Annotated in this window: 20 protein-coding genes; 12 read left to right on the top strand and 8 right to left on the bottom strand. The window is 46.8% G+C overall.

Translation table 11 applies throughout. From position 1 onward, the window contains the following. Positions 1 to 39: 39 nt before the first annotated feature. From ACYVE4_RS04135 to ACYVE4_RS04125, 3 genes are read right to left on the bottom strand one after another with little or no spacing between them, the layout of a single operon-like run. Complete coding sequence (locus ACYVE4_RS04135) at positions 40 to 543, bottom strand: hypothetical protein (RefSeq protein WP_460995651.1); 504 nt, start codon at positions 541 to 543, stop codon at positions 40 to 42. Beyond that, positions 540 to 1067, bottom strand: a complete 528-nt coding sequence (locus ACYVE4_RS04130; protein ID WP_460995650.1) for a hypothetical protein — start codon at positions 1065 to 1067, stop codon at positions 540 to 542. The genes ACYVE4_RS04135 and ACYVE4_RS04130 overlap by 4 nt, the downstream gene beginning before the upstream one ends. A gap of 18 nt (positions 1068 to 1085) precedes the next feature. Then, positions 1086 to 1637 (bottom strand): DUF4468 domain-containing protein, encoded by a 552-nt coding sequence (locus ACYVE4_RS04125; protein WP_460995649.1) that lies wholly within the window; start codon positions 1635 to 1637, stop codon positions 1086 to 1088. Positions 1638 to 1926: 289 nt separating this feature from the next. Here ACYVE4_RS04125 and ACYVE4_RS04120 point away from each other — a divergent pair, with 289 nt between their 5' ends. From ACYVE4_RS04120 to ACYVE4_RS04105, 4 genes are all read left to right on the top strand, one after another. Then, positions 1927 to 2811 (top strand): alpha/beta hydrolase, encoded by an 885-nt coding sequence (locus ACYVE4_RS04120; RefSeq protein WP_460995648.1) that lies wholly within the window; start codon positions 1927 to 1929, stop codon positions 2809 to 2811. Between the two features lie 52 nt (positions 2812 to 2863). Then, positions 2864 to 3451 carry a Crp/Fnr family transcriptional regulator gene (locus tag ACYVE4_RS04115; protein ID WP_460995647.1) on the top strand — a complete coding sequence of 196 codons (588 nt, stop codon included), beginning with the start codon at positions 2864 to 2866 and terminating at the stop codon, positions 3449 to 3451. 152 nt (positions 3452 to 3603) lie between these two features. Further along, positions 3604 to 4392 (top strand): alpha/beta hydrolase, encoded by a 789-nt coding sequence (locus ACYVE4_RS04110; RefSeq protein WP_460995646.1) that lies wholly within the window; start codon positions 3604 to 3606, stop codon positions 4390 to 4392. 79 nt (positions 4393 to 4471) lie between these two features. After that, a complete protein-coding gene (locus ACYVE4_RS04105; RefSeq protein WP_460995645.1) occupies positions 4472 to 5470 on the top strand; it encodes an SMP-30/gluconolactonase/LRE family protein in 999 nt (332 codons plus the stop codon). A gap of 2 nt (positions 5471 to 5472) precedes the next feature. Here the strand turns inward: ACYVE4_RS04105 and ACYVE4_RS04100 are convergent, their stop codons facing one another. Next, on the bottom strand, positions 5473 to 6240 hold the full coding sequence (locus ACYVE4_RS04100; protein WP_460995644.1) for a cupin domain-containing protein: 768 nt from the start codon (positions 6238 to 6240) through the stop codon (positions 5473 to 5475). Between the two features lie 160 nt (positions 6241 to 6400). Here ACYVE4_RS04100 and ACYVE4_RS04095 point away from each other — a divergent pair, with 160 nt between their 5' ends. The 3 genes from ACYVE4_RS04095 (at position 6401) to ACYVE4_RS04085 (ending at position 8629) form a co-directional block, all read left to right on the top strand. Next, entirely contained in the window at positions 6401 to 6928 is a 528-nt protein-coding gene (locus ACYVE4_RS04095) for a DinB family protein (RefSeq protein WP_460995643.1), read from the top strand. Positions 6929 to 7150: 222 nt separating this feature from the next. Then, positions 7151 to 7513 (top strand): hypothetical protein, encoded by a 363-nt coding sequence (locus ACYVE4_RS04090; RefSeq protein WP_460995642.1) that lies wholly within the window; start codon positions 7151 to 7153, stop codon positions 7511 to 7513. A gap of 84 nt (positions 7514 to 7597) precedes the next feature. Further along, the gene (locus ACYVE4_RS04085; RefSeq protein WP_460995641.1) at positions 7598 to 8629 is read left to right on the top strand and encodes an SDR family NAD(P)-dependent oxidoreductase; all 1032 of its coding nucleotides are present in this window, start codon (positions 7598 to 7600) and stop codon (positions 8627 to 8629) included. A 187-nt stretch (positions 8630 to 8816) separates the two neighbouring features. Here ACYVE4_RS04085 and ACYVE4_RS04080 read toward each other — a convergent pair whose 3' ends face one another. Continuing rightward, positions 8817 to 9074 (bottom strand): DUF6582 domain-containing protein, encoded by a 258-nt coding sequence (locus ACYVE4_RS04080; protein WP_460995640.1) that lies wholly within the window; start codon positions 9072 to 9074, stop codon positions 8817 to 8819. Positions 9075 to 9223: 149 nt separating this feature from the next. Between ACYVE4_RS04080 and namA the strand changes: the two genes are divergently transcribed. After that, positions 9224 to 10294, top strand: coding sequence for an NADPH dehydrogenase NamA (namA, locus tag ACYVE4_RS04075; protein WP_460995639.1), 1071 nt, complete (start codon positions 9224 to 9226; stop codon positions 10292 to 10294). A gap of 103 nt (positions 10295 to 10397) precedes the next feature. Beyond that, on the top strand, positions 10398 to 11240 hold the full coding sequence (gene ypfJ, locus ACYVE4_RS04070; protein WP_460995638.1) for a KPN_02809 family neutral zinc metallopeptidase: 843 nt from the start codon (positions 10398 to 10400) through the stop codon (positions 11238 to 11240). Positions 11241 to 11327: 87 nt separating this feature from the next. Here the strand turns inward: ypfJ and ACYVE4_RS04065 are convergent, their stop codons facing one another. Then, entirely contained in the window at positions 11328 to 15020 is a 3693-nt protein-coding gene (locus ACYVE4_RS04065; RefSeq protein WP_460995637.1) for a PAS domain S-box protein, read from the bottom strand. A gap of 170 nt (positions 15021 to 15190) precedes the next feature. Between ACYVE4_RS04065 and ACYVE4_RS04060 the strand changes: the two genes are divergently transcribed. The 3 genes from ACYVE4_RS04060 to ACYVE4_RS04050 are packed head-to-tail and all read left to right on the top strand — an operon-like array spanning position 15191 to position 17573. Next, the gene (locus ACYVE4_RS04060) at positions 15191 to 15526 is read left to right on the top strand and encodes a PKD domain-containing protein (RefSeq protein WP_460995636.1); all 336 of its coding nucleotides are present in this window, start codon (positions 15191 to 15193) and stop codon (positions 15524 to 15526) included. A gap of 3 nt (positions 15527 to 15529) precedes the next feature. After that, on the top strand, positions 15530 to 16696 hold the full coding sequence (locus ACYVE4_RS04055) for a hypothetical protein (protein ID WP_460995635.1): 1167 nt from the start codon (positions 15530 to 15532) through the stop codon (positions 16694 to 16696). A 58-nt stretch (positions 16697 to 16754) separates the two neighbouring features. Then, positions 16755 to 17573 (top strand): hypothetical protein, encoded by an 819-nt coding sequence (locus ACYVE4_RS04050; RefSeq protein ID WP_460995634.1) that lies wholly within the window; start codon positions 16755 to 16757, stop codon positions 17571 to 17573. A gap of 58 nt (positions 17574 to 17631) precedes the next feature. On the opposite strand, the gene ACYVE4_RS04045 is transcribed toward ACYVE4_RS04050, so the two are convergent. Both ACYVE4_RS04045 and ACYVE4_RS04040 read right to left on the bottom strand, forming a co-directional pair. Beyond that, positions 17632 to 19074: a WG repeat-containing protein gene (locus ACYVE4_RS04045; RefSeq protein ID WP_460995633.1), complete on the bottom strand. Its 1443-nt coding sequence runs from the start codon at positions 19072 to 19074 to the stop codon at positions 17632 to 17634. Between the two features lie 157 nt (positions 19075 to 19231). Then, complete coding sequence (locus ACYVE4_RS04040; protein WP_460995632.1) at positions 19232 to 19834, bottom strand: retropepsin-like aspartic protease family protein; 603 nt, start codon at positions 19832 to 19834, stop codon at positions 19232 to 19234. Between the last annotated feature and the right edge of the window lie 32 nt (positions 19835 to 19866).

The raw sequence follows: 19866 nt of genomic DNA, 5'->3' as shown, positions 1-19866 counted from the left end.
AAAGTGATTGAATTGTCTTATACTACCCGATAGTGAATCTTATGACGTTTTAGTAGGACCTAATGAGGCTAACCAACCAATCAAACTACCCAGCATAGCTAAAATACCTAATACAATCAATATCCATTTAAACACAGTGAGGAATGGCCATTTTGCGAGAAAGCAGAGCGCAGCTATGAAGCTAAGCGCAAGTAATATCATTACCCCAAGTCCGATAAATGCCATAAACGCCGTTCCAATACCCGAGTCGCGGCTATCATTATAACGGGCAGCTTCGCATAAAAAACTGATAATTAGGTACATGCCAATCAAACTGGCGATGCCAATTCTGGTTAGCCACCACCAGCTACTTCCAGTTGCCCAATACAAAGTGGCGAATGCGAGAAGAACACCCAGTCCTGGCAAGAACCAACCAACATTCAGTAGCTTATCATGGTCGTTTGGGGGCAGCGGCTGACTGAATGAAATAAATAGGCCGGTTAAGGCAAGTAAGACTATCCAAACGAGTTCAGGACCAAGTAGATAAGTGAGCGTACGGGTCATTTGTTGATAAGTGAAAGTGTGAATAAAACCAGGCTGGCAATGGTCAAAATTCCCATACTGACTGTAGCTAGAATCAGCAGAACTCCATTAACACCGGCTTTAGGAGCCAGCATTAGTTTGTCTGTTTCGGTAAAGCGATCGGTAGATGCATTAAGGACTCGAAACGTGCCGGGTTGATCAAAAGTCAGTTCCGCGATTGGGACAATTCGATTGCCTGACATATCAGTTCGCTTCAAGTTTAAGAAAGTATATGAGTCAACCGCAATAGCCGCTCCTGTCTGGCGATTGCTTACCTGAAAGGATACATTCCGGGGAATGGCGCTGAAGATGGCAGATCGTTTTACGGCAATCTCATAAATGCCCGTCTTATCCAGTGAAAAATCGAATACCGGCGATTGAGCAACCCATTCAACTCTTGGTCCTGATGTGTAGACAGCTATCAGGCCACTTATGCTTTTCCCTAAAAGTACTACACTGACTAGTAGCAGCGGACCAAACACATAAGGTGACCAAATAGCACTCATAATCAAGCTAGTTAAGAACTAAAATGCTTTGTAATTTTTGACAGCTTCCTGAAGCGCAGCCAGGTTCTTGTTAATTTGCTTATCCAGTTCTGCATAGAGCATCTGTAGATCTTTGTCAGATTTCTGGCAATACATTTCAATCGGAGTCGATCGGGAACTACCGCCTTCTTCGAGTGTAATCTGGGTTATGGTTGCCCGGTATTTCCGATTGCTGCATTCAATGACAAAGCTGTATCGGAACGAATACACCCCACCAATCGAACTCTCCGAACGAGGTAAACTTACCACTTGCGTAACTCGCCCAACCAGATCGCCGGTTTCTTTGTCAGTAAGTGTAAACGTATCGTTGGCCGAATGGTACGATTGCATAAGCCACAAGCGGGCTCTCCGGAATAAATCAGCTTGTGATACACTACCACAATCAACTACATCTGTGTAAGTTACGGTCTGATTAACAACGGGTAAAGTGCCGTGAAGTTTTCCATTGGCGATGGCAGGAGGGCAATCGGCCTGAGCCGAGCCAACCATAAATAAACCAGCTGCGAGTAGGGGAAGAAATAGAGCGTTCATTGATCGTTTAGTCATTGGATTTGTTGAAATTGGATCCTGCCGGGAAGCTACTATTTCCCGACAGGACCAAAAAAGTGAGTGGTGAGTTGTAAACCGATTCAAAGGTAGAAGACAAGGAAAGGCTCATCTAGCTGGATTTGGTAATCGGTTGTCCTCAGTCAATAAGTAGTCGAAAAATCCGTTTCTCTGTCAATCCCGGTCAGCAATCCAAACGGTTAGTTTTGATCTATGTATTGCTGTAAACGGTTACGCTTTACAATCCTTAATTCCTCTGGTTGAGGCTTTATTCATGTTCTTTTTTCGATTACTCTGGCAAATTCCGCTTGCCCTGATTCTTGTCGTAACAATTGTATTTATGATCAATGAATACGCCATAGCCCGATCTAGTAAGCGAACGAAAGACATTCCCTATATTGCTACAACAACGATCAGCTTCGATGCTGAACGCAACGTGCTGGACGTTTACACACCCAAGCAGGTATCGACTGCACCGAAACCCGTTGTTGTGTTTATTCACGGTGGAAGCTGGGATAGTGGCAGCAAAAACTTGTATTCGTTTATTGGTCGCCGTTTGGCAAAGCAGGGTGTAGTGGCCGTTCTGATCAATTATCGATTTGCCCCTTCCGTAGAAGTGCCTGATATGGCTACCGACTGCGCCAGTGCCCTAAAATGGGTAACGGAACACATTCCCGAATACGGCGGTGATCCGGCCCGGATTTACCTGATGGGACACTCGGCCGGTGGTGGGTTGGCCGCATTATTAGCTACCGATAATCAATTACTTGCGAAAGTAGGATTAACCCAAAAATGGATAAAAGGACTTATTCTGGACGATCCGGCGGGTCTGGATATGTTTGATTATCTGACCAAAATGGAGTACCCAAACGATGAGCAGTATCTGATCCCATTCGGTAAACAACCCGAAATCTGGCGATCGGTATCCGCTCTGTATTTCGTTGATGACACTACTCCGCCCATGCTCATCTATGTAGGAGAGAAAACGTATCCGAGCATTCTCAATAGTGCCCGACGATTTCACCAGAAACTTCAGCAATTCGGTGTGAAGCATGAATACACACTACTGCCGGATAAGAAGCACGTCGGTATGGTAACGCAATTGTTCTGGAAAAACAATCGCATCTATCAGGATTTAGTGAAGTTTGTAGGCGTTTAGATTGGCGTTAATGAGTGATGGGCTGTTTATCTTTACAGAAAACCCCATCTTCATGACAGATCTTGACTTACTGAGACACGCTCTACAGGCGTTTGCTGGTATTGATGACGCGGCCTTTAATCTGTCGCTTCCTTACTGGGAAAGAAAGCAGTATAAAAAGGGAGAGTTTTATAACGAATACAAAAACGTTTGTAAACACCTCGGATTTATTCTGGATGGATTTTTCCGGGCGTACTGCGTAAACAACGAGACGGGCGATGAAAAGAACGTCTTTTTCTTTTCCAAACACCAGATTGTCGTCTCGTACAAGAGCATGATCAATCAAACACCTTGTAATTACTTTACGGAATCGATGATCGATTCGACTATTCTGTACATTCACATCAACCATTTAATGCAGCTGTATCAGCAGTCTCACCAGTGGGAGCGTTTCGGGCGATTGGTTGCTGAGAAAGCATTTAATATTGCCATGAGTCGTACCGAAGATTTTCTGTTTCAGACACCTGAGCAGCGGTATACAGAGCTGATCGAGCAGCATCCAGAGATTTATAATACCATTCCGTTATATCATATATCGTCGTATCTGGGCATTCAGGGACCGTCGCTGAGTCGTATACGAAAAAGAATGTCAACGCGCTGATCGATTTTAACTTAGGTTAAACTGATTCTTCCGGGGTAGCCTGACCTTTGTTCTGTTCAATCGCAAGATAAGTGAACAGACAAACGTCAGGCTGCTTGCGTATTGGCCATTGACTAAAAAAATCTTCTCGTAAACCATAAAACAGTACGATCATGAAAACTAGTAAAACCAAAAACGTTGTCTTTGTTACCGGAGCCTTTGTTACGCATCACGGCTGGGATGAATGGAGAGCTTATTTTGAAAGCAAAGGATACAATACCATTGCGCCAGCCTGGCCCTATAAAGATGGTACTGCCGCCGAGTTGCGCGCTCGTCAACCAAATGACACCGATCTGGCTAATTTATCACTAGCCGAACTGGTAGATCACTACGCAAACATTGTGAAGTCATTCCCCGAGAAACCAATTGTAATTGGGCATTCGCTGGGCGGATTGATTACGCAAATTATTCTAAATCGCGATCTGGCAGCGGCCGCCGTCGCTATTCACTCGGTACCACCTCAAGGCGTTTTTCCCTACGAATTTTCGTTTCTGAAAGCGGGTTGGAAAGCGTTGGGTCTGTTTACCGATCTAGAAGAAACCTACCTGATGTCGTTTGAAGATTGGCAATATGCTTTTGTCAACGAGATGCCATTAGAAGAGCAAAAAGCCGCTTACGAAGCCAATACCATTCCAGAGTCGAAAAAAGTAGCTCGGGGTGGATTGACCAGCGCTGCCCACGTTGATTTCGATAAACCACACGCACCGTTACTGCTCACGTCAGGGAGCCTCGATAACATAATTCCCGCTCACCTGAATAACCGTAATTTCGAAGCGTATAAACCAAACAGTTCTGTACTGAATTACAAGGAGTTCGAAGGACGTAACCACTTCGTACTCGGCCAATCGACCTGGAAAGAAGACGCCGATTATATTCTGGACTGGCTGGATAAAAATGCCTAGATTAGGACTAAAATTACACCTACTGAAACTTCCCGAATAGTAAAGACTTTCGGGAAGTTTCGTTTGTACCCTTTATCCGATGAGACGATTTCTTCTACTGACTTTCGCAATCTATCTATTGTTGCCAGTGCTGCTTAGCGCTCAAAACCAGCAACTTGATGTAGGCGATCACCGAAGTAAAGTTGCGTTTCAGTTAGACCAAACCGGCTTGATTACGGAAGGCATCGCGCACGATCCGCAGACGGGAGCGTTTTACATTAGTAGTGTACACAAGCGAAAAATCATCTGCTATGATTCTAAAAACGGCGCTATAGATTTCTCGAAGCCAGCCGATAGTTTGTGGGGTATTTTCGGTATGAAAGTAGACCCGTCCCGTCGGTTATTATGGGCCTGTAGTTCGGCGTTAGTGCAGGCTGAAGGCGTAACTGCTAGCCTGGATGGACGAACAACATTAGTGGCATATGATCTGAAAACCAATCGTCTACTTCATACTTTCCCTGTATCTATCGATGGGAAACCCCATTTGTTGGGCGACTTGACAATTGCGAAAAACGGAACGGTTTACAGCACCGACAGCCGAAGTCCGTGCATTTACCGACTCGAAGCGGGCGAAAAAGCAATTACCCCATTTCTAACCGACACCTTATTTCGGTCATTACAGGGATTAGCTCTATCTGACGATGAACAAACCTTGTTCGTCGCCGATTATCGTCGCGGATTACTGGCTGTAAATTTAGCTACCAAACAAGCGACCTGTCTCTCCTGTACGCTAAGTACTGATTTAAGTGGCATTGACGGATTATATGCTTATCAAAATAGTCTGATCGCTATCCAGAATCGAAAGAAGCCTTATCGCGTAACCCGCATTAAATTGTCTAAAGCGCCGTTAGCAATAGAACAAGTTGATCTACTCGACTCCGATCATCCGCTGACTACCGAACCGACATTGGGCGTCGTTGTGGGCAAGCAATTTTACTACATCGCGAATAGTCAGTGGGATGCGTTTGACAATGCAGGCAAACCCGTTCCCAATTTCCCCGCCCAAAAACCAACCATTTTGAGCCTTTCGTTGGATTGATGCTATTCAAATTGGAAAGCGAAGTACATGCAACTTCCCTGACTCATGTTCTGGAGCGCGTGTGGTACGTTGGATTCCAGAAAAATTAGATCGCCTTTGGTGGATGGTAACAGTTTTCCATTGATACTTTCCTGCGCATTGTTTTCAACCATCAGCAAGATCTCTGCCGCTCGGTGCGTGTGCGGATCATGGCTCCACAGGCCTTGATTCAGCGTCGTGACGTGCATTTCAAATCGCTTGGTCATGGCGGTAGCGCGGTCGAACATCCGGCGGATTCCACCTTTAGCGTGAGGCTGAAACGGAACTTCGGTCCAGTCAATCCAGAACGACCCGCCCGCTTTTTTGCCGCGCTCCAGATCAACCGGTTCTTTGGACGTATAGCGCATTACGTAATAGGTAGCTGGTGCGCCATCGTTATTCGTAAAACCGTGTTCGTCACCAGGCATAATCAGCGCAATGCTTCCTGGGCCTAGCGTTTTCGTTTTTCCTTCGATGGTGATTGTCAGTTTACCTTCTTTAATAATGATTAACTCTTCGTCGTCATGCTTGTGGGCTGGGTGCGGAGCCTGATGTGGAGGTAAAGTAGTAGCATGTACTTCGAGGTGGCTGAAATCCAATGTATTGCCTTCCAAAATAGCTCGTTGCTCAGACGGCCCTTTTTTGACAACGGGCGTAGTGGCCCATACATATACTTTTGATTCAATAGATTGTGCTACTGATAGGCGAACTGTCAGTAGAATGGCAAGAAGAAATACAATGCGTTGGTTCATGGAAGGAATGGTTTGCTAGGCTATAAAGTTCTAGTGAACAGTTGCTTACTCTTAGACAATAGATCGAGTGTTTGACAAAAAATAGCCAATCTGAAAAGGCTACTGACATAAGGCTGTCACTACTCTGCGCTTACTTTGTATCATACTAAACAACATCGATATGGTACTCGAAACTTCCGAAAAAACCGTGTTTACGCTGGCTTCTTTGTTGAGTGATTATGCTGCCTATAATCATTGGGCCAATAAACGACTGGTCGATTGGCTGCAAACTAAACCTGTAGTGCTCATGGATCAGGAAGTGCCATCTAGTTTCCCAAGTTTGAAAGAAACGCTGGTGCATATCTGGGATACCCAACGCTTCTGGCTGTCGGTTATTCAGGAATTGCCCTCGCCGAAATCATTTCGATTAGAGGGGTTTTCGGGTACGGTAGATGAAGTATTCGAGGCCATTGTTGGTCATTCTGAGACGTTTGCTGAGTTCGTTGCATCGCTCTCTGAATCGGAACTTCAGGAAATGGTTCATTTTGATACCCCCTGGGTGTCTGGTACGCGTACTCGTATTGAATTTATTCAGCACTGTCTGAATCATAGCACTTACCATCGTGGCCAAGTCGTAACAATCGGGCGATTAGTTGGCCTGACCGATGCGCCCATGACCGATTACAGTTTCTACAAACTAGTTGGATAAATAGGTTAGGCAAGACATTAACAGAAAAGACTCCGCTACAAATGTGCTGGGGTCTTTTCTGTTTTTAGTGTTGGCGTGTATTGCAAAAATCAGCTATTTATTGATTCGTTTCTACCAGTTGTCAATTCTCTCGTTGATTCCGTTTCTGAGCCTTGTTGTTTTGCGCCCACTAACGCATCATCAATTAGCAAGGATCGCTTTAAACGTAATCAACAAAAAGCAATGGCAAACGAAAAAACAGTAATCGACGAGTGGTCAGTTCGGGATTTAGAAGATGGTTCATCCTTAAAAATTGCGGTCTTATCGTGTACTGAGCTCGGCAATCAATCCGTACCCGGTATTCAGGTGCATTACATGGGCTATATTGTCAATTACGAACCCTTGATTGTAGAGCGATGGGCTTATCAGGCTTCGAAAAAAGGGGTAGAGGAATATTTGCTGGAAGATCACTCCTGGATGGTGCACGAAGATCAATTCGTGAAAAATTATTTGGTCGTAGGTTCTCCGCTCAAAGCGAAAGTAGAAGTGAAAACACGCAGTTCGAAGGTGATTGCGAAAGAGTACGAGTTGCCGTTCGAGGTATAGTCCTAGACAGTCTCTCACAATTGTTACGGGGTAATAACCTTTCTGATTACCAACAGTTATTTCAGTTCGACAACTACAAACGTTATGACTGTTTCAAGACAAACGAAAGCCATGCTGTGGGGTATGGCCGGGATGGGTGCCTGGATGGCCATCAAGGCTGTTCTGGCTAAAAAGCGTGAAATTGATTTCCGGGGAAAAACGGTTGTCATTACAGGCGGATCGCGTGGACTTGGAATCGAAATGGCTCGATTACTGGCGCAGGAAGGAGCGAATCTGGCCCTCTGCGCCCGCGACCCTGCCGAACTTGATCGAGCCCGACAAGAGCTACTAACCTACGGTGGCCTAGTTTATACCCAAACCTGCAACCTGACCGATAAAGCGCAGATTGAGGATTTTATGGCTGATGTTAGTCGAGAACTTGGTCCGATCGATGTACTGATCAACAATGCCGGAATTATTCTCGTAACCCCATTTGAACATGCGACTGAAGCCGATTTTCGGGAGTCGATGGATACGAATTTCTGGGCTGCTTTCCATGCCATCAATGCGGTGTTACCCCAGATGCGTTTCAGGAAATCTGGCCGAATTGTGAACATTGCTTCAATAGGCGGGAAAGTGTCGGTGCCACACCTGTTGACGTATTCAACCAGCAAGTTTACACTCGTCGGTTATTCCGAAGGGTTGCGGGCCGAAGTGCAGAAGGATGGCATTTATGTAACGACCATTTGCCCCGGCCTGATGCGAACGGGAAGTCCTCGAAACGCAATTTTCAAAGGGCAGAACGAGAAAGAATATGCTGCGTTCAAAATCAGCGATTCGATTCCATTATTTACCATAAATGCAGAGGAAGCAGCCCGCGAAATTGTGGATGCCTGTCGGTATGGCGAAGCCGAGCGAGTAATTTCCCTGCCCGCTAAAGTAGGGGCTTCCCTTCAAGGCGTTGCGCCAAATCTGATCGCTGAGATTATGGGACTTGTCGCGCGAGTTTTACCAAACCCCGGCGGTATCGGCACAGAACGGGCGATGGGAAAAGATAGTGAAACCACACTATCAAAATCAGTATTGACCACACTGACCGATCAGGCTGCACTGCGTAATAATGAAATGGGTAGTTGATAATTCACTGAATTACCCAACTGACTAAAGTGTCAAAAAAAACGCCCGGCCTGAAAAGCCGGGCGTTTTTGCGTAATTGAAAACGAGTGTTTTTTGTCATGCTGAGGAACAAAGCATCTTAACATAGCCTAACTTCTAAGTTTAGAAACATTAAGATGCTTCGTTCCTCAGCATGACAAAGAATAGCTTAATTATCTTCAATCTCTACGTCGTGTTTCTTGGCCGCCTTTTTGATCCGTTCTTTAATCGTACTCACCTCGTCAGCGTCGTACTTTGCTGCGTTGTCTTTGTGATTGATGTAACTCCACGCAGCTCTGACATGCTCCGGCGTATCAATCGGATATTTCTTATTTGTCCGATCGGCGAAATCAACGTCGCCATATTTGTGTTCACCTTCTGTCGGACTAGTGTCGTCACGCCGACTAATGTTAGGGTCGTTTGCCATGATCGTTGAGTTAATTGATTGTCATTAACCAACAGTGGTCATTGTTGAATGTTTATTAAAAAATGGTCAGGTATGGCAACGGTCCAATCAATTCGGAGTTATGTCTGCCAACGCATAACCCTCATTTGAGCCTCTTAAAACAAACTCGTATGTCTGTTCTTTTTTCGCCACTTTCCATTCGAAGCATTCAGCTTAAAAACCGTATTGTTGTCTCGCCGATGTGCCAATATTCCAGTCAGGATGGCTTCGCAAATGATTGGCATTTGGTACATTTAGGTAGTCGGGCGGTTGGGGGAGCAGGATTAATTATTTCCGAAGCTACCGCCGTTTCGCCCGAAGGCCGGATTTCACCCGATGACCTGGGCATCTGGTCGGACGAGCATATCGATGGACTCAAACGCATTACGCAATTTATCCAGCAGAACGGCTCGGTGGCCGGTATTCAACTGGCGCATGCAGGTCGAAAAGCGAGTCATCGTCGTCCCTGGGACGGTGGCAAAATATTTTTACCAACGGAAGAACGAGGCTGGCAAACCGTGGCGCCGAGTGCTATTCCGTTTCAGGAGAGTGAACCCGCTCCTCTGGCATTAACTCCAGAGGGTATTCAAAAAGTGCTCGCTGACTTTCAATCGGCAGCACAACGGGCAGTAACGGCTGGTTTTCAGGTTGCTGAAATTCACGCTGCACACGGCTATTTGATTCACCAATTTCTTTCCCCATTGAGCAATCAGCGGACAGATGAATACGGCGGTTCGTTTGAGAATCGCATTCGGTTATTGTTGGAAATCATTGCGCGTGTTCAAACCGTATGGCCAGAAAATTTGCCGCTGTTTGTCCGTATCTCGGCAACGGAATGGACTGAAGGAGGCTGGCGTATCGACGATTCGGTTGCCTTAGCTAAAATCCTGCATGAAAAAGGCGTGGATGTAATCGACTGCTCAACAGGAGGAAATATTGCGGGCGCCAAAATTCCAATAGGTCCTGGCTATCAAGTGCCCTTTGCTGAACAGATCAAACAGAATACCGATATCATGACTGCTGCCGTAGGCATCATTACATCGGCCGAACAGGCAGAAGCGATTCTGACTGCTGGTCAGGCTGATTTAGTCCTTTTAGCCCGCGAGTTTTTGCGCGATCCTTATTTCCCGATGCACGCGGCTCATCAGTTGGGTGAGGACATAAATTGGCCTGCGCAGTATGAACGGGCCAAGCCTCGATGAATAATTGCACTAGGACTAAACAATTTATCCACAGAAACAGTAATCTTGCCAACAGTAGTAAATAATTAGTTGTGTAATCACCATTTATTAACTCAGAGAAATCATGCGTTGGTTAGGAGGACGTGAAAGTGATAATGTCGACGATCGCCGGGGAAGCGGTGGTGGAGGACTACTCGTTGGCGGTGGCATTGGCACCGTTGTGATTGCTATTATTGTTACGTTGCTTGGGGGCGATCCAACTGAAATTCTGAATCAAAGTTCACAGTCATCCGCTCCAGTTGATCAGCAGGCCGACGATAAGGCTGCTTCCTTCACGCGAAAGGTATTAGCCAGTACGGAGGATGTCTGGACAAAGCTGTTTGCCGAACAAGGCTCTCAATACCGTAAACCTGTATTGGTTATGTACCGGGGAACTACTACCTCGGACTGTGGCACCGCGCAGGAAGCTATGGGACCCTTCTATTGCCCCACCGATCAGAAGGTGTATATCGATCTATCCTTCTATGATCTGCTTGCCGAGCGTTTTCAGGCGCCTGGGGAGTTTGCCATGTCATACGTTATTGCGCACGAGATTGGTCACCATGTACAGAAACAGCTAGGTATCATGGATAAAGTAGACCGATTACGACAGCAGCTCAGCAAACAAGAGTACAATCGGGTTTCGGTTCGACTGGAGCTTCAGGCTGATTTCTTCGCGGGTGTTTGGGCGCATCACGCTCAGGGACAAAGTATTTCAATCGATGAAAACGACGTAGAAGAAGCCCTTACAGCTGCCAATGCCATCGGCGACGATAAAATTCAGGAACAAACTCAAGGCCGTGTTGTGCCAGATGCGTTTACTCACGGTTCGTCTGCTCAGCGCGTATACTGGTTCAAGAAAGGCCTGAAAACCGGCGATCTTAGCCAGGGCGATACCTTCAACAGCCGCGAGGACTCGAATTTGTGATGTTGATTTGAGTTTAGGACATAATAAGCTGCAAAGTAAAAATAACCCCGTTATACATCCATATATTGGATAATAACGGGGTTATTTTTACTTTCCTAATTCCACCAAAAATTCCTTAAACGCTTTATCCAGGCCCTGTAGTGCTTCGGCTAATCCGCTCGTATCGGCTACTTTGAGTTTGCCTTCAGCGGTTCTGGCAATGTCAGCTACACGAGCTACGCCAATGGTTCCGGCGCTGCCTTTGAGAGTATGTAAATGCCCTTTCACGGTTGGAATATCGCCCAGTGCATAGGCTGATAAAGAACTGTTAACTAAGTCAGTTGCTTCGGTCACGAATTCTTCCATGATGCTATCAACAAGTTCCTGACCACCAATGTCGCGGAGCTGTCCTACTATTTCTTCATCGATAATGGGCAGCGCTGGTTCAGCAGGCACAACGACTGGTTTAGCCGGTTCTGGAATTGTGCCTGATTCTGATTTAGCCCGGGCTGCATCCGAAATTTCTTTCACCTTAGCAATCAGACTCTGCGCACGAATCGGTTTGGCGATATAATCGTCAAGACCCTGACTTAGGAATCGTTCACGATCTTCCTTCATCGAATACGCCGTCATTGCGACAATAGTCGGCAGCTCTTTACCAAACTGCTCCCGCAACCGACGGGTAGTTTCAACGCCATCCATATCGGGCATTTGAATGTCCATAAAAATTACGTCGAAGGGAGGGAGATCCCCATGCCCCTTGCCTTCTGCCCGCTGCGTTACTTCCGCAATTGCTGCCGGGCCACTATCGGCAGTGGTGACGACGCAACCTGCTTTGCGTAGGATTTCGCTGGCTACTTTTCGGTTTACGGCATTATCATCAACCAGCAATACATTCGGATGATAGGTACTGAAGAAATTAGCCAGGGCAATTTCAGCTACCTCTGTTGTTTGCTGTGTTGGACTGATAGACGTCTCTTTCAGTTCGATCGTGAACCAGAACGTGCTACCCATCCCGACAGTCGATTCGACGCCCACTTCGCCCTTCATCAGGTGAGCCAGCTCTTTCGAAATGGCTAGCCCTAACCCGGTACCGCCAAATGATTTGCGTGATGACGTATCGACCTGGCTGAAGGAGTTGAACAACAGATTGATGTTCTGGGGCGAAATGCCAATGCCCGAATCGTTTACCGCCACCCGAATTCGGTTGAATTTACCCCGTTTGCTGAGTAGTTTCGCTTCTACCTGTATGGTGCCATGTTCCGTAAATTTGATGGCGTTCGACGTTAAATTCGATAGAATTTGCAGCAACCGCGTTTGGTCGGCAATGACAAAGGTTGGTAGATCAGGGTCCAGCTTATAGGTCAATTCGTTGTTTTTCGAATGAGCTTGCTGGCCGAAGAGCGCAATCAGCTTATCAAAAACCTCTTTGAACGCGATCGGCGCTTCGTGAAGCACCATCTTACCCGCTTCAATTTTGGAAAGATCCAAGATATCGTTCAGGATGTTGAGCAGCGTTTCGGATGATCGCTTAACGGTTTTTACGTAACTGCGTTGCTCTTCATCTAATTGTGTATCATTCAGTAGATCGATCATGCCGATAACCCCGTTCATAGGGGTTCGGATTTCGTGACTCATATTAGCCAGGAATTGCTCTTTTACTTTGAGCGATCGTTCGGCTTCGTCTTTTGCTTTTTCCAATTCTGCCGACTGGCGTTTCAATTCAGTAATGTCGCGGGCAAGTACAGCTACGACTGAGCCGCTACTTGGCTCGTCGTTCAGCATCAGCATATTGAACATGTATTGCCGCTCACTGCCGTCTTTTCGGCGCATACTGGCTTCAAAATTCCGCAGGCTCCGATTCCGACCCACTTTAAACATGGCCCGACGAATGGCGCTCTTATCAATAAAAAACTGGCTTATTTCATGTCCAAGCACTTCGTCGGGCGTATAACCCATTCGTTTAAATACCGACGGGCTGATCATCGTGATGCGGCCTTTTCTGTCCACACGAGCGTAGATATCCTGCAGGTTCTCGAAGATGCCTCTGAATTTTTCTTCACTCTGGCGGGTCGTAATCTCGGCTCGTCGGCGGTTGGTAATATTTCGGGCAATGCCGGATACTTCGTCGATGGCACCACTCGCGAGCAAAATTGGATTGAGGTGAAACTCGAAGAACGTTTCACCACTTGGGGTCATGAAATGAAGCTCGAAATTCTGCGGATGCCCGTGAAATGCCTGTTTATAGCGTTCTTCAAGCCGTTTCAGATTTTCATCACCAATCATTCGCCAGCCTAAGTTGGTAAGGTTTGCCTGAATAGGAGGGACGCCATTGGTCTGATAATCAATAAGCTTAGCGTAATTCTTATTATACGATGTTAGATGCAACGCTTTGTTGACCGACCAGATCAGATAGGTGCTACTATCAAAAATGGCATTCAGTCGGGCGTTTTGCTTATCTAACCGAGCCTCCGATTGTTTACGGGCAATAGCCAGCGCTACCTGGCCCGAAATAAATTCCAGCAGTTCCAGGTCACGAGGGCCATACGTTCGCTCATCATCATACGATTTTACCCCAATAATTCCGGTAATCTCGTCGCCAATTCGAAGCGGAGCTGTGAGCATCACCTGCGGCTGACGTTGACCATAGAGATCAATATGGTAGGTTTCCTCTAACCGGCGAATGTCGCGTTCGTACAGAAACAGTGGTTTATTGGCATGGATCGTATATTCAATGATACCATTTCCCAACTTCCGTTTCGTGAATCGCATCGTACTGCCGAAATACTCATCGACGTAGTACGGAAAAGACAGATACGTTTTGGTGGAATCGTAGAGGGCGATGAAAAAATTTCGGGCATCGATGATATGTCCCAATTCTTCGTGAATTTTCTGGTAGAGTTCACTCAGGTTTGGGGTATTGATCGTCCAGTTTGCAATACTATAATACAGCTTCTGCGACTTTTCAGCACGGATTTTTCCCGTCGTGTCGTGGAGAATACAGCGAAACGTTGTTGGACGGCCGTTGTCGAACCGGCAGTTAATACTTCCGGACAGGAATAATGTTTTACCCACTTTCGTCCTGAAAACCGTTTCAACATAGGGAAGCTTTTCTCCTTCCTGAATCCGTTTCAGTGCCCCTAAAGTGCTCTCTGTGTAATCGGGATGGAGTACGTCGCGTAGGTTGAGGGCTGAAATCTCATCGGACGTATATCCCAAGGCTTCGCGCCAGGCACGGTTCACAAAAATAAACTTGCCATCAAGCGTCAATAATTGGATCAGATCGGAGGTATTATCGACTAAATCCTGTAATTGGGCGTTGGTATTCGATAAAGCTGAGGCTACCCGTCGTTTGTTGGTTACGTCTTCGCCAATAACCGTGAACGACGAGACGTGGCCATCGACATCGTTAATAATGACCGAATTGAGTTGTACACTGCGTAGGGCACCGCTTCGGGCCAGCAGCGTAATTTCCCGTTGTTCAGGAAAACCACCTTTCCCGAGTGCTTCTTCAAAGTCAATTTCGAGCCGCGCACGGTCGGTAGGGGGAATAAAGATTTCGAAGAAGTTTTGGCCAATAACTTCGTCAGGTTGCCAGGCGGTTACGCGGTAGGTGTACGGGTTGGCGTAGCTAAGTGTGCCGTCTCGCTCGATGGTAAGGCCAACAAGGTTAAGTTGATCGACCGTTTGGCGAACATCGAATATTGGTTGCGTATCGGCCAGCGGTTGGCCGTCGCGTTGGTGGTGTAGTTGTTGAGTATCAGCCACTAATTCATCTTGGGGTTTAGCAGACCGGGGCATGGTTGGGTAAGGCAATGAGTTAATTAAATTTACGAAAATGTTGGTTTTAGGAGTGACTCAATCACATATATTCAGTATATATTCAGAAATTGGCGGAGTAATGGATTTGCCTATAGACTGTTTTACGTGGCATAAGTATTGCTTACTTTGAGTTGTTTTAGTGACTAATTATGCAAAAACGCATTATCTGCTTGTTGATTTGGATCATTGCGGTAGCTTGTGAGCCGTACGATCTGACCAAAAAAAACTTTCCCGTTTGTGCGAAACCCTCGGCTTCCATTGGCTATACGTCAGATGGTTTGGATGTTACGTTCTTTCTGGAAAATCCTCAGGGCGATATTGGTGTTGTGGGCTGGGACCCTGGCGATAACAAAGGGAAAAATCGAGTTGGAACGCGAGTGACGTATAACTATGACAAAGCGGGTACGTATACTGTAACGTTGCTGATAGCTAATTCGTGCGATGATAAATTTTCAATAACCCGGCAAATTACCGTCAGCAACTAACCCATGATGCGTCTATTTCTACTAGTAATTCTTCTCCTTTCGTTGGTTCTGCCGGGCCATGCACAGGAGCGTGTGCGTAATGTTCGGATACGGGTGGTTGATGCGGAACGACTCGAAATTCTGTATGATCTGACTAATTCGCAATCCGGCGATTCGGTGTATGTTACGATGCGTAGTCGGTTGCGTGGGCCTTTACGTATCCTGCCCGAATTTGTGCGGGGTGATATAGGTATGAATGTGACGTCAGGAACTGATCGACGCATTGTTTGGGAGGCACTCGCCAACGGCTATCGGCTGGATGAAGAAGTGCAGGCCAGGGTTTTTGTCAAAACAGGAACGATTCCGGCATCAACAACACCTTCTAAACCAGTAGTAACAGCACCAATTGCAACGCAGCCTTCACCGTCAACAACCTCGAAACCAGAACCTGTAGCTACGAAGCCAGAACCGTCAAAATCGGTCGCCGTAGCGGAACCACAACCAGCCGCATCGCAACCAGCTGCCGTAACATTAACGCCACCACGATCAAGACGGGAACGGCGGGCCGAACAATCAAAACCGTCTATTTTTGCCGCCGACCCTGCTCAACCTGAGCCTGCATCACCGGCCGTAGTAACGAATCCGGTGCCAGCTACTCAATCAGCAACATCGCAAACAGCTACTACTCCTGTTGTTCAAACGAATCCGCCAACTGTTACGACCAGTCCACCGGTTGTAACAACTGATACCGTTAAGGCAAGAAAAGCCCGTTATGCAGGGCCAGCGTGGGCGTTAGTATCGGTGATAGCGCCGGGTGTCGGGAATATTTTTGTGCAAACGCCTAAACCTAAAATTGGTCTACGACCGTTAATGGCGGTAGGGTGTTATGGGCTTATTGCGTACGGGTTGATGGAGCGGAAGAAGGCGCAGGATGAGTATGCTATTTATGAAGACCAGAAGAATTTGACCGCAGCTGAGCCTTATTATCAAACGGCTAATGATCACCATCATCGGTATATGATAGCGACGCGCGGAGCAATTGTGGTAGCCGCTGCGGATGTTATTTTGACATTTATCAAAGGTCTTCGAAATGTAAACGCTCAAAAGGCTGCTCAGCAGAATCAACCTGTTTCGATAAGACCAGGAATTCAGGCTGGGCAACCTAAACTGGTGTTACGTTATTCGTTTTAAGTAAATCTAAAAGGGCTCAGAGATCTTTTAGGTTTGTAATTAGTCGCTCTTTACTACTATGCGTTTATACTTGACGATCAGCTTATTCGCTCTCCTGTCGATCAGTAGTCTGGCGCAATCGGGCCAACGGGCAAAATCGACGCTTTATTCAGCTTCCAGTCAGTGGCAGAAAGTTACTCTCAAGCCAACTGCTTCTCTGGCGACTAATCCGTCAACCAATAATCCGACGATACCAACTACGACATCAACGAATCGGACTGAGTCAACGACAACCTCCGCTCGCCCAACGCCAGCGGAAAACGTGGACTATCGGCCTGCCTTTACCGGCGATTTTGCAACGAACCGAAATGGCTGGAAAGCGGGTAATCGGGGTGATTATTATTATCAGATCGGCCTGGGGCGGTATAGCATCCGCAAGCGCGACCCCGATACGAAGCAGATTGCCTTTAGCTCCGTGGAATTACCAACGGCTATTAACCTGAACAGTGCCGATATTTTTACCATCAAGGTCGATGTGCTGGCGGATTCGGGGCAGGTACCAACGGGGGGGATTCTGTTTGGCGTAAAGGATTCCCTTAATTATTCGGCGTTCACATTAAATGGTAAAGGAGAAGTTTCCGTTATGCGGATTGCCAATGGCCAAACGGTTAGTGATTACATGACGGGCGAGTTTTATATGCCGGGGGTAACAGTCGATAAAAATCGTAATCGGCTCACGATTCAACGAAAAGGTGAAGCTTTACATTTCTATATTAATGACCGGGAAATTCGCAGCAGCCCGTATCCCTTCAAAATACTGTCGGGAAATGGTATTGGCGTAACGGCTTCCGGTTATTGGACTTCTTTCCAAAAGCTGATCGTTACGCTGGGACCGTAAAAAGTCGATAGCGGATAGTCAATCGTTGCCAGTAGCTGACATTGGCGGCTTACTGACTCTAATTCTTCACGAACTCGCCAGATCGATTAATGGTCATCAGTTGACCGTCCAAAAAAACAGAAGCCGTATTCCCGCGAAAGGGCGTAACGGCTTCAAATTCAGGTTTAATAACCCATTCGTCGGCTTCGTTGATATATCCCCATCGGCCATTACTACGCGCTCGTCGCCAACCCTGCTCGTCGGTGCCCAATTCGACTTTGTCGTAGGGTTTACCGCCAAAAGCCTGTTCGTATTTTCCCTGTCGGGCATCTGAAGGAGTAGTAGATTGAGTTTCCGACGAATGCGAAGCGGTACTCTCTTCGGTTGGTTTTTTAGCCGGTTTCTCAATGGATTTCGGAGGAATAGTTAAGGCAATGGCCGAGTCAGCTGTTGAGACTGGCGTATCATCAGTAGCTTCCGTTGCTTCGATCTCTTTTTCTGAACTGGACGGGCTATTGATCGCTACTTCCTTCGAAGAATTGGTTGATAAGGATCCTGTTGATTTCTCAGTTTTGGAATTACGATCAGGTTCCCGATTCGGTGAGCTGGAGTTATTGCTTTTAATGAACCAGTAAATAATCGCCAGCAGAATCAGCGCAAACAATACGCCATAAATACCACTCCGATCACGCGGAATAACGTCAACCCGGACAGTACTCAGTGGATTATTATTCGCATCGAAAAGCGTGTAATCGGTACTTTTTGAGGGTTTTACCCAACCTCGGTTAATAGGTGATAGTCCTTCGCCTAAATCATCAATCGTTACGGCTAGTAGATTGTCAACTTCCCATTCCAGCGTCACCGTTTGGCCTTGACGGATTCGGGCCGGTGTCGCTGTAAATGAGCGAACAATTGGCTGAGGCTCATCATAGGTTGATGATTCTGAAAACGTTGGTGATTGAACCGGAACAGGTGGTGGTGAAACTGGCACAACCGGCTCATTGACAACAGGTTTTGCGGTTACGGGTTCGTATTTAGGAACGATAGGTTCTCGATCAACGGGTTGCTCAGGAGCTTTGGGTAATACAACAGGCTCTCTATCGGCTGGCTTTTCAGGTGTTTTGACTGGCGCTTCGACAGGGGCCACAACCGACTCGATTGGCTTGGGTTCGGGTACTGGAGCAGGCGTAATTCGCTTTAATTCCGTTGGTATCCAGCGGTTTTTAACAAAATCAGCCGAGAGTTTCAACGACGTAGCCGCGTTGACGATCTGGGCTGTATCCTGCTCTCTCAAATGGCTACGCGATGGCTGAGCCATTCGAGCGATCCGTGTCTGTATGTTCTGAAACAACAGGCTATTATTCGCAACTTCCTGAACAATTTCAGCCGCCCGTTTCTGAGCATCAGCCAGCGACAGACCTACCCGTTGCGCGTCCTGAAGATACCCGTTGGTACGCCAAACGTCGGGGCCGTCGAGCACAATGGCTTCGCGTAGTCGGTCGATCAGTTCGGTTTCCGTCATGAGTGGGTAAAGTTTGTGTCAGGTATTTGCCAACGATTTTCTGTCATCCTGACCGTAAAGAAGGATCTTTAAATACCCTTACTTCAACATCAGGAAAGAGTAAGATTCTTCCTGGCGTCAGAATGACAAAAGGGTTTAGTTACGTAAACAACAAAAATCAGTCGAACGTCACCACATTTCGTCGATAATCCAGGGAAATTTTTCCAAATTTCGATAATGCCGACTGTCCAAGCAACAAAGGAGCCTTAGTGCTGCGTACCACATTGGCCGAAACATTTTCAAGAACGCGGTCGCCAATTTGAACGGATTTGAGCCGAATGATGTCGCCTGGTGATATATCGCCGTTAGCATCCTCAAACTTCGAATGACCAATAATATCGTCTTCGGAGATCGTACCTTGTTTCGCCATGAACTCGGCTTCGGTACTGGAAATTGAAATCAGGCTGGCACCCGTATCCAGAATAAATTTCATCGGATGCCCGTTGATCAGAACCGGAATTTTATACACGCCTTTTTCCTTTTCCATCACCACTTCCGTAGGCCCACTACCCAATTGCGTAAGCGTTGGTTTGGGGGCCGACGTTGATGCCGGACTAGTTTCTGCTTGGGTTTGTTCTGTTTTCGCCCGCTTCGATTTTTTAGGCTGATGACTACCCGAACGAGAACAGCCGGAGCAGCCTGATAAATAGAAGGCGAGACACAAAAAAAGCCCACCCATCAGGAAATGGGCGGTTATTCGAGGAGTAGTGGAGGTGTTCATCAGGTCGTACCAAACGATAGGTCTGGATGTCT

Source organism: Spirosoma harenae (genome assembly GCF_054776975.1).
This window is presented reverse-complemented; position numbering and strand designations above follow the sequence as displayed.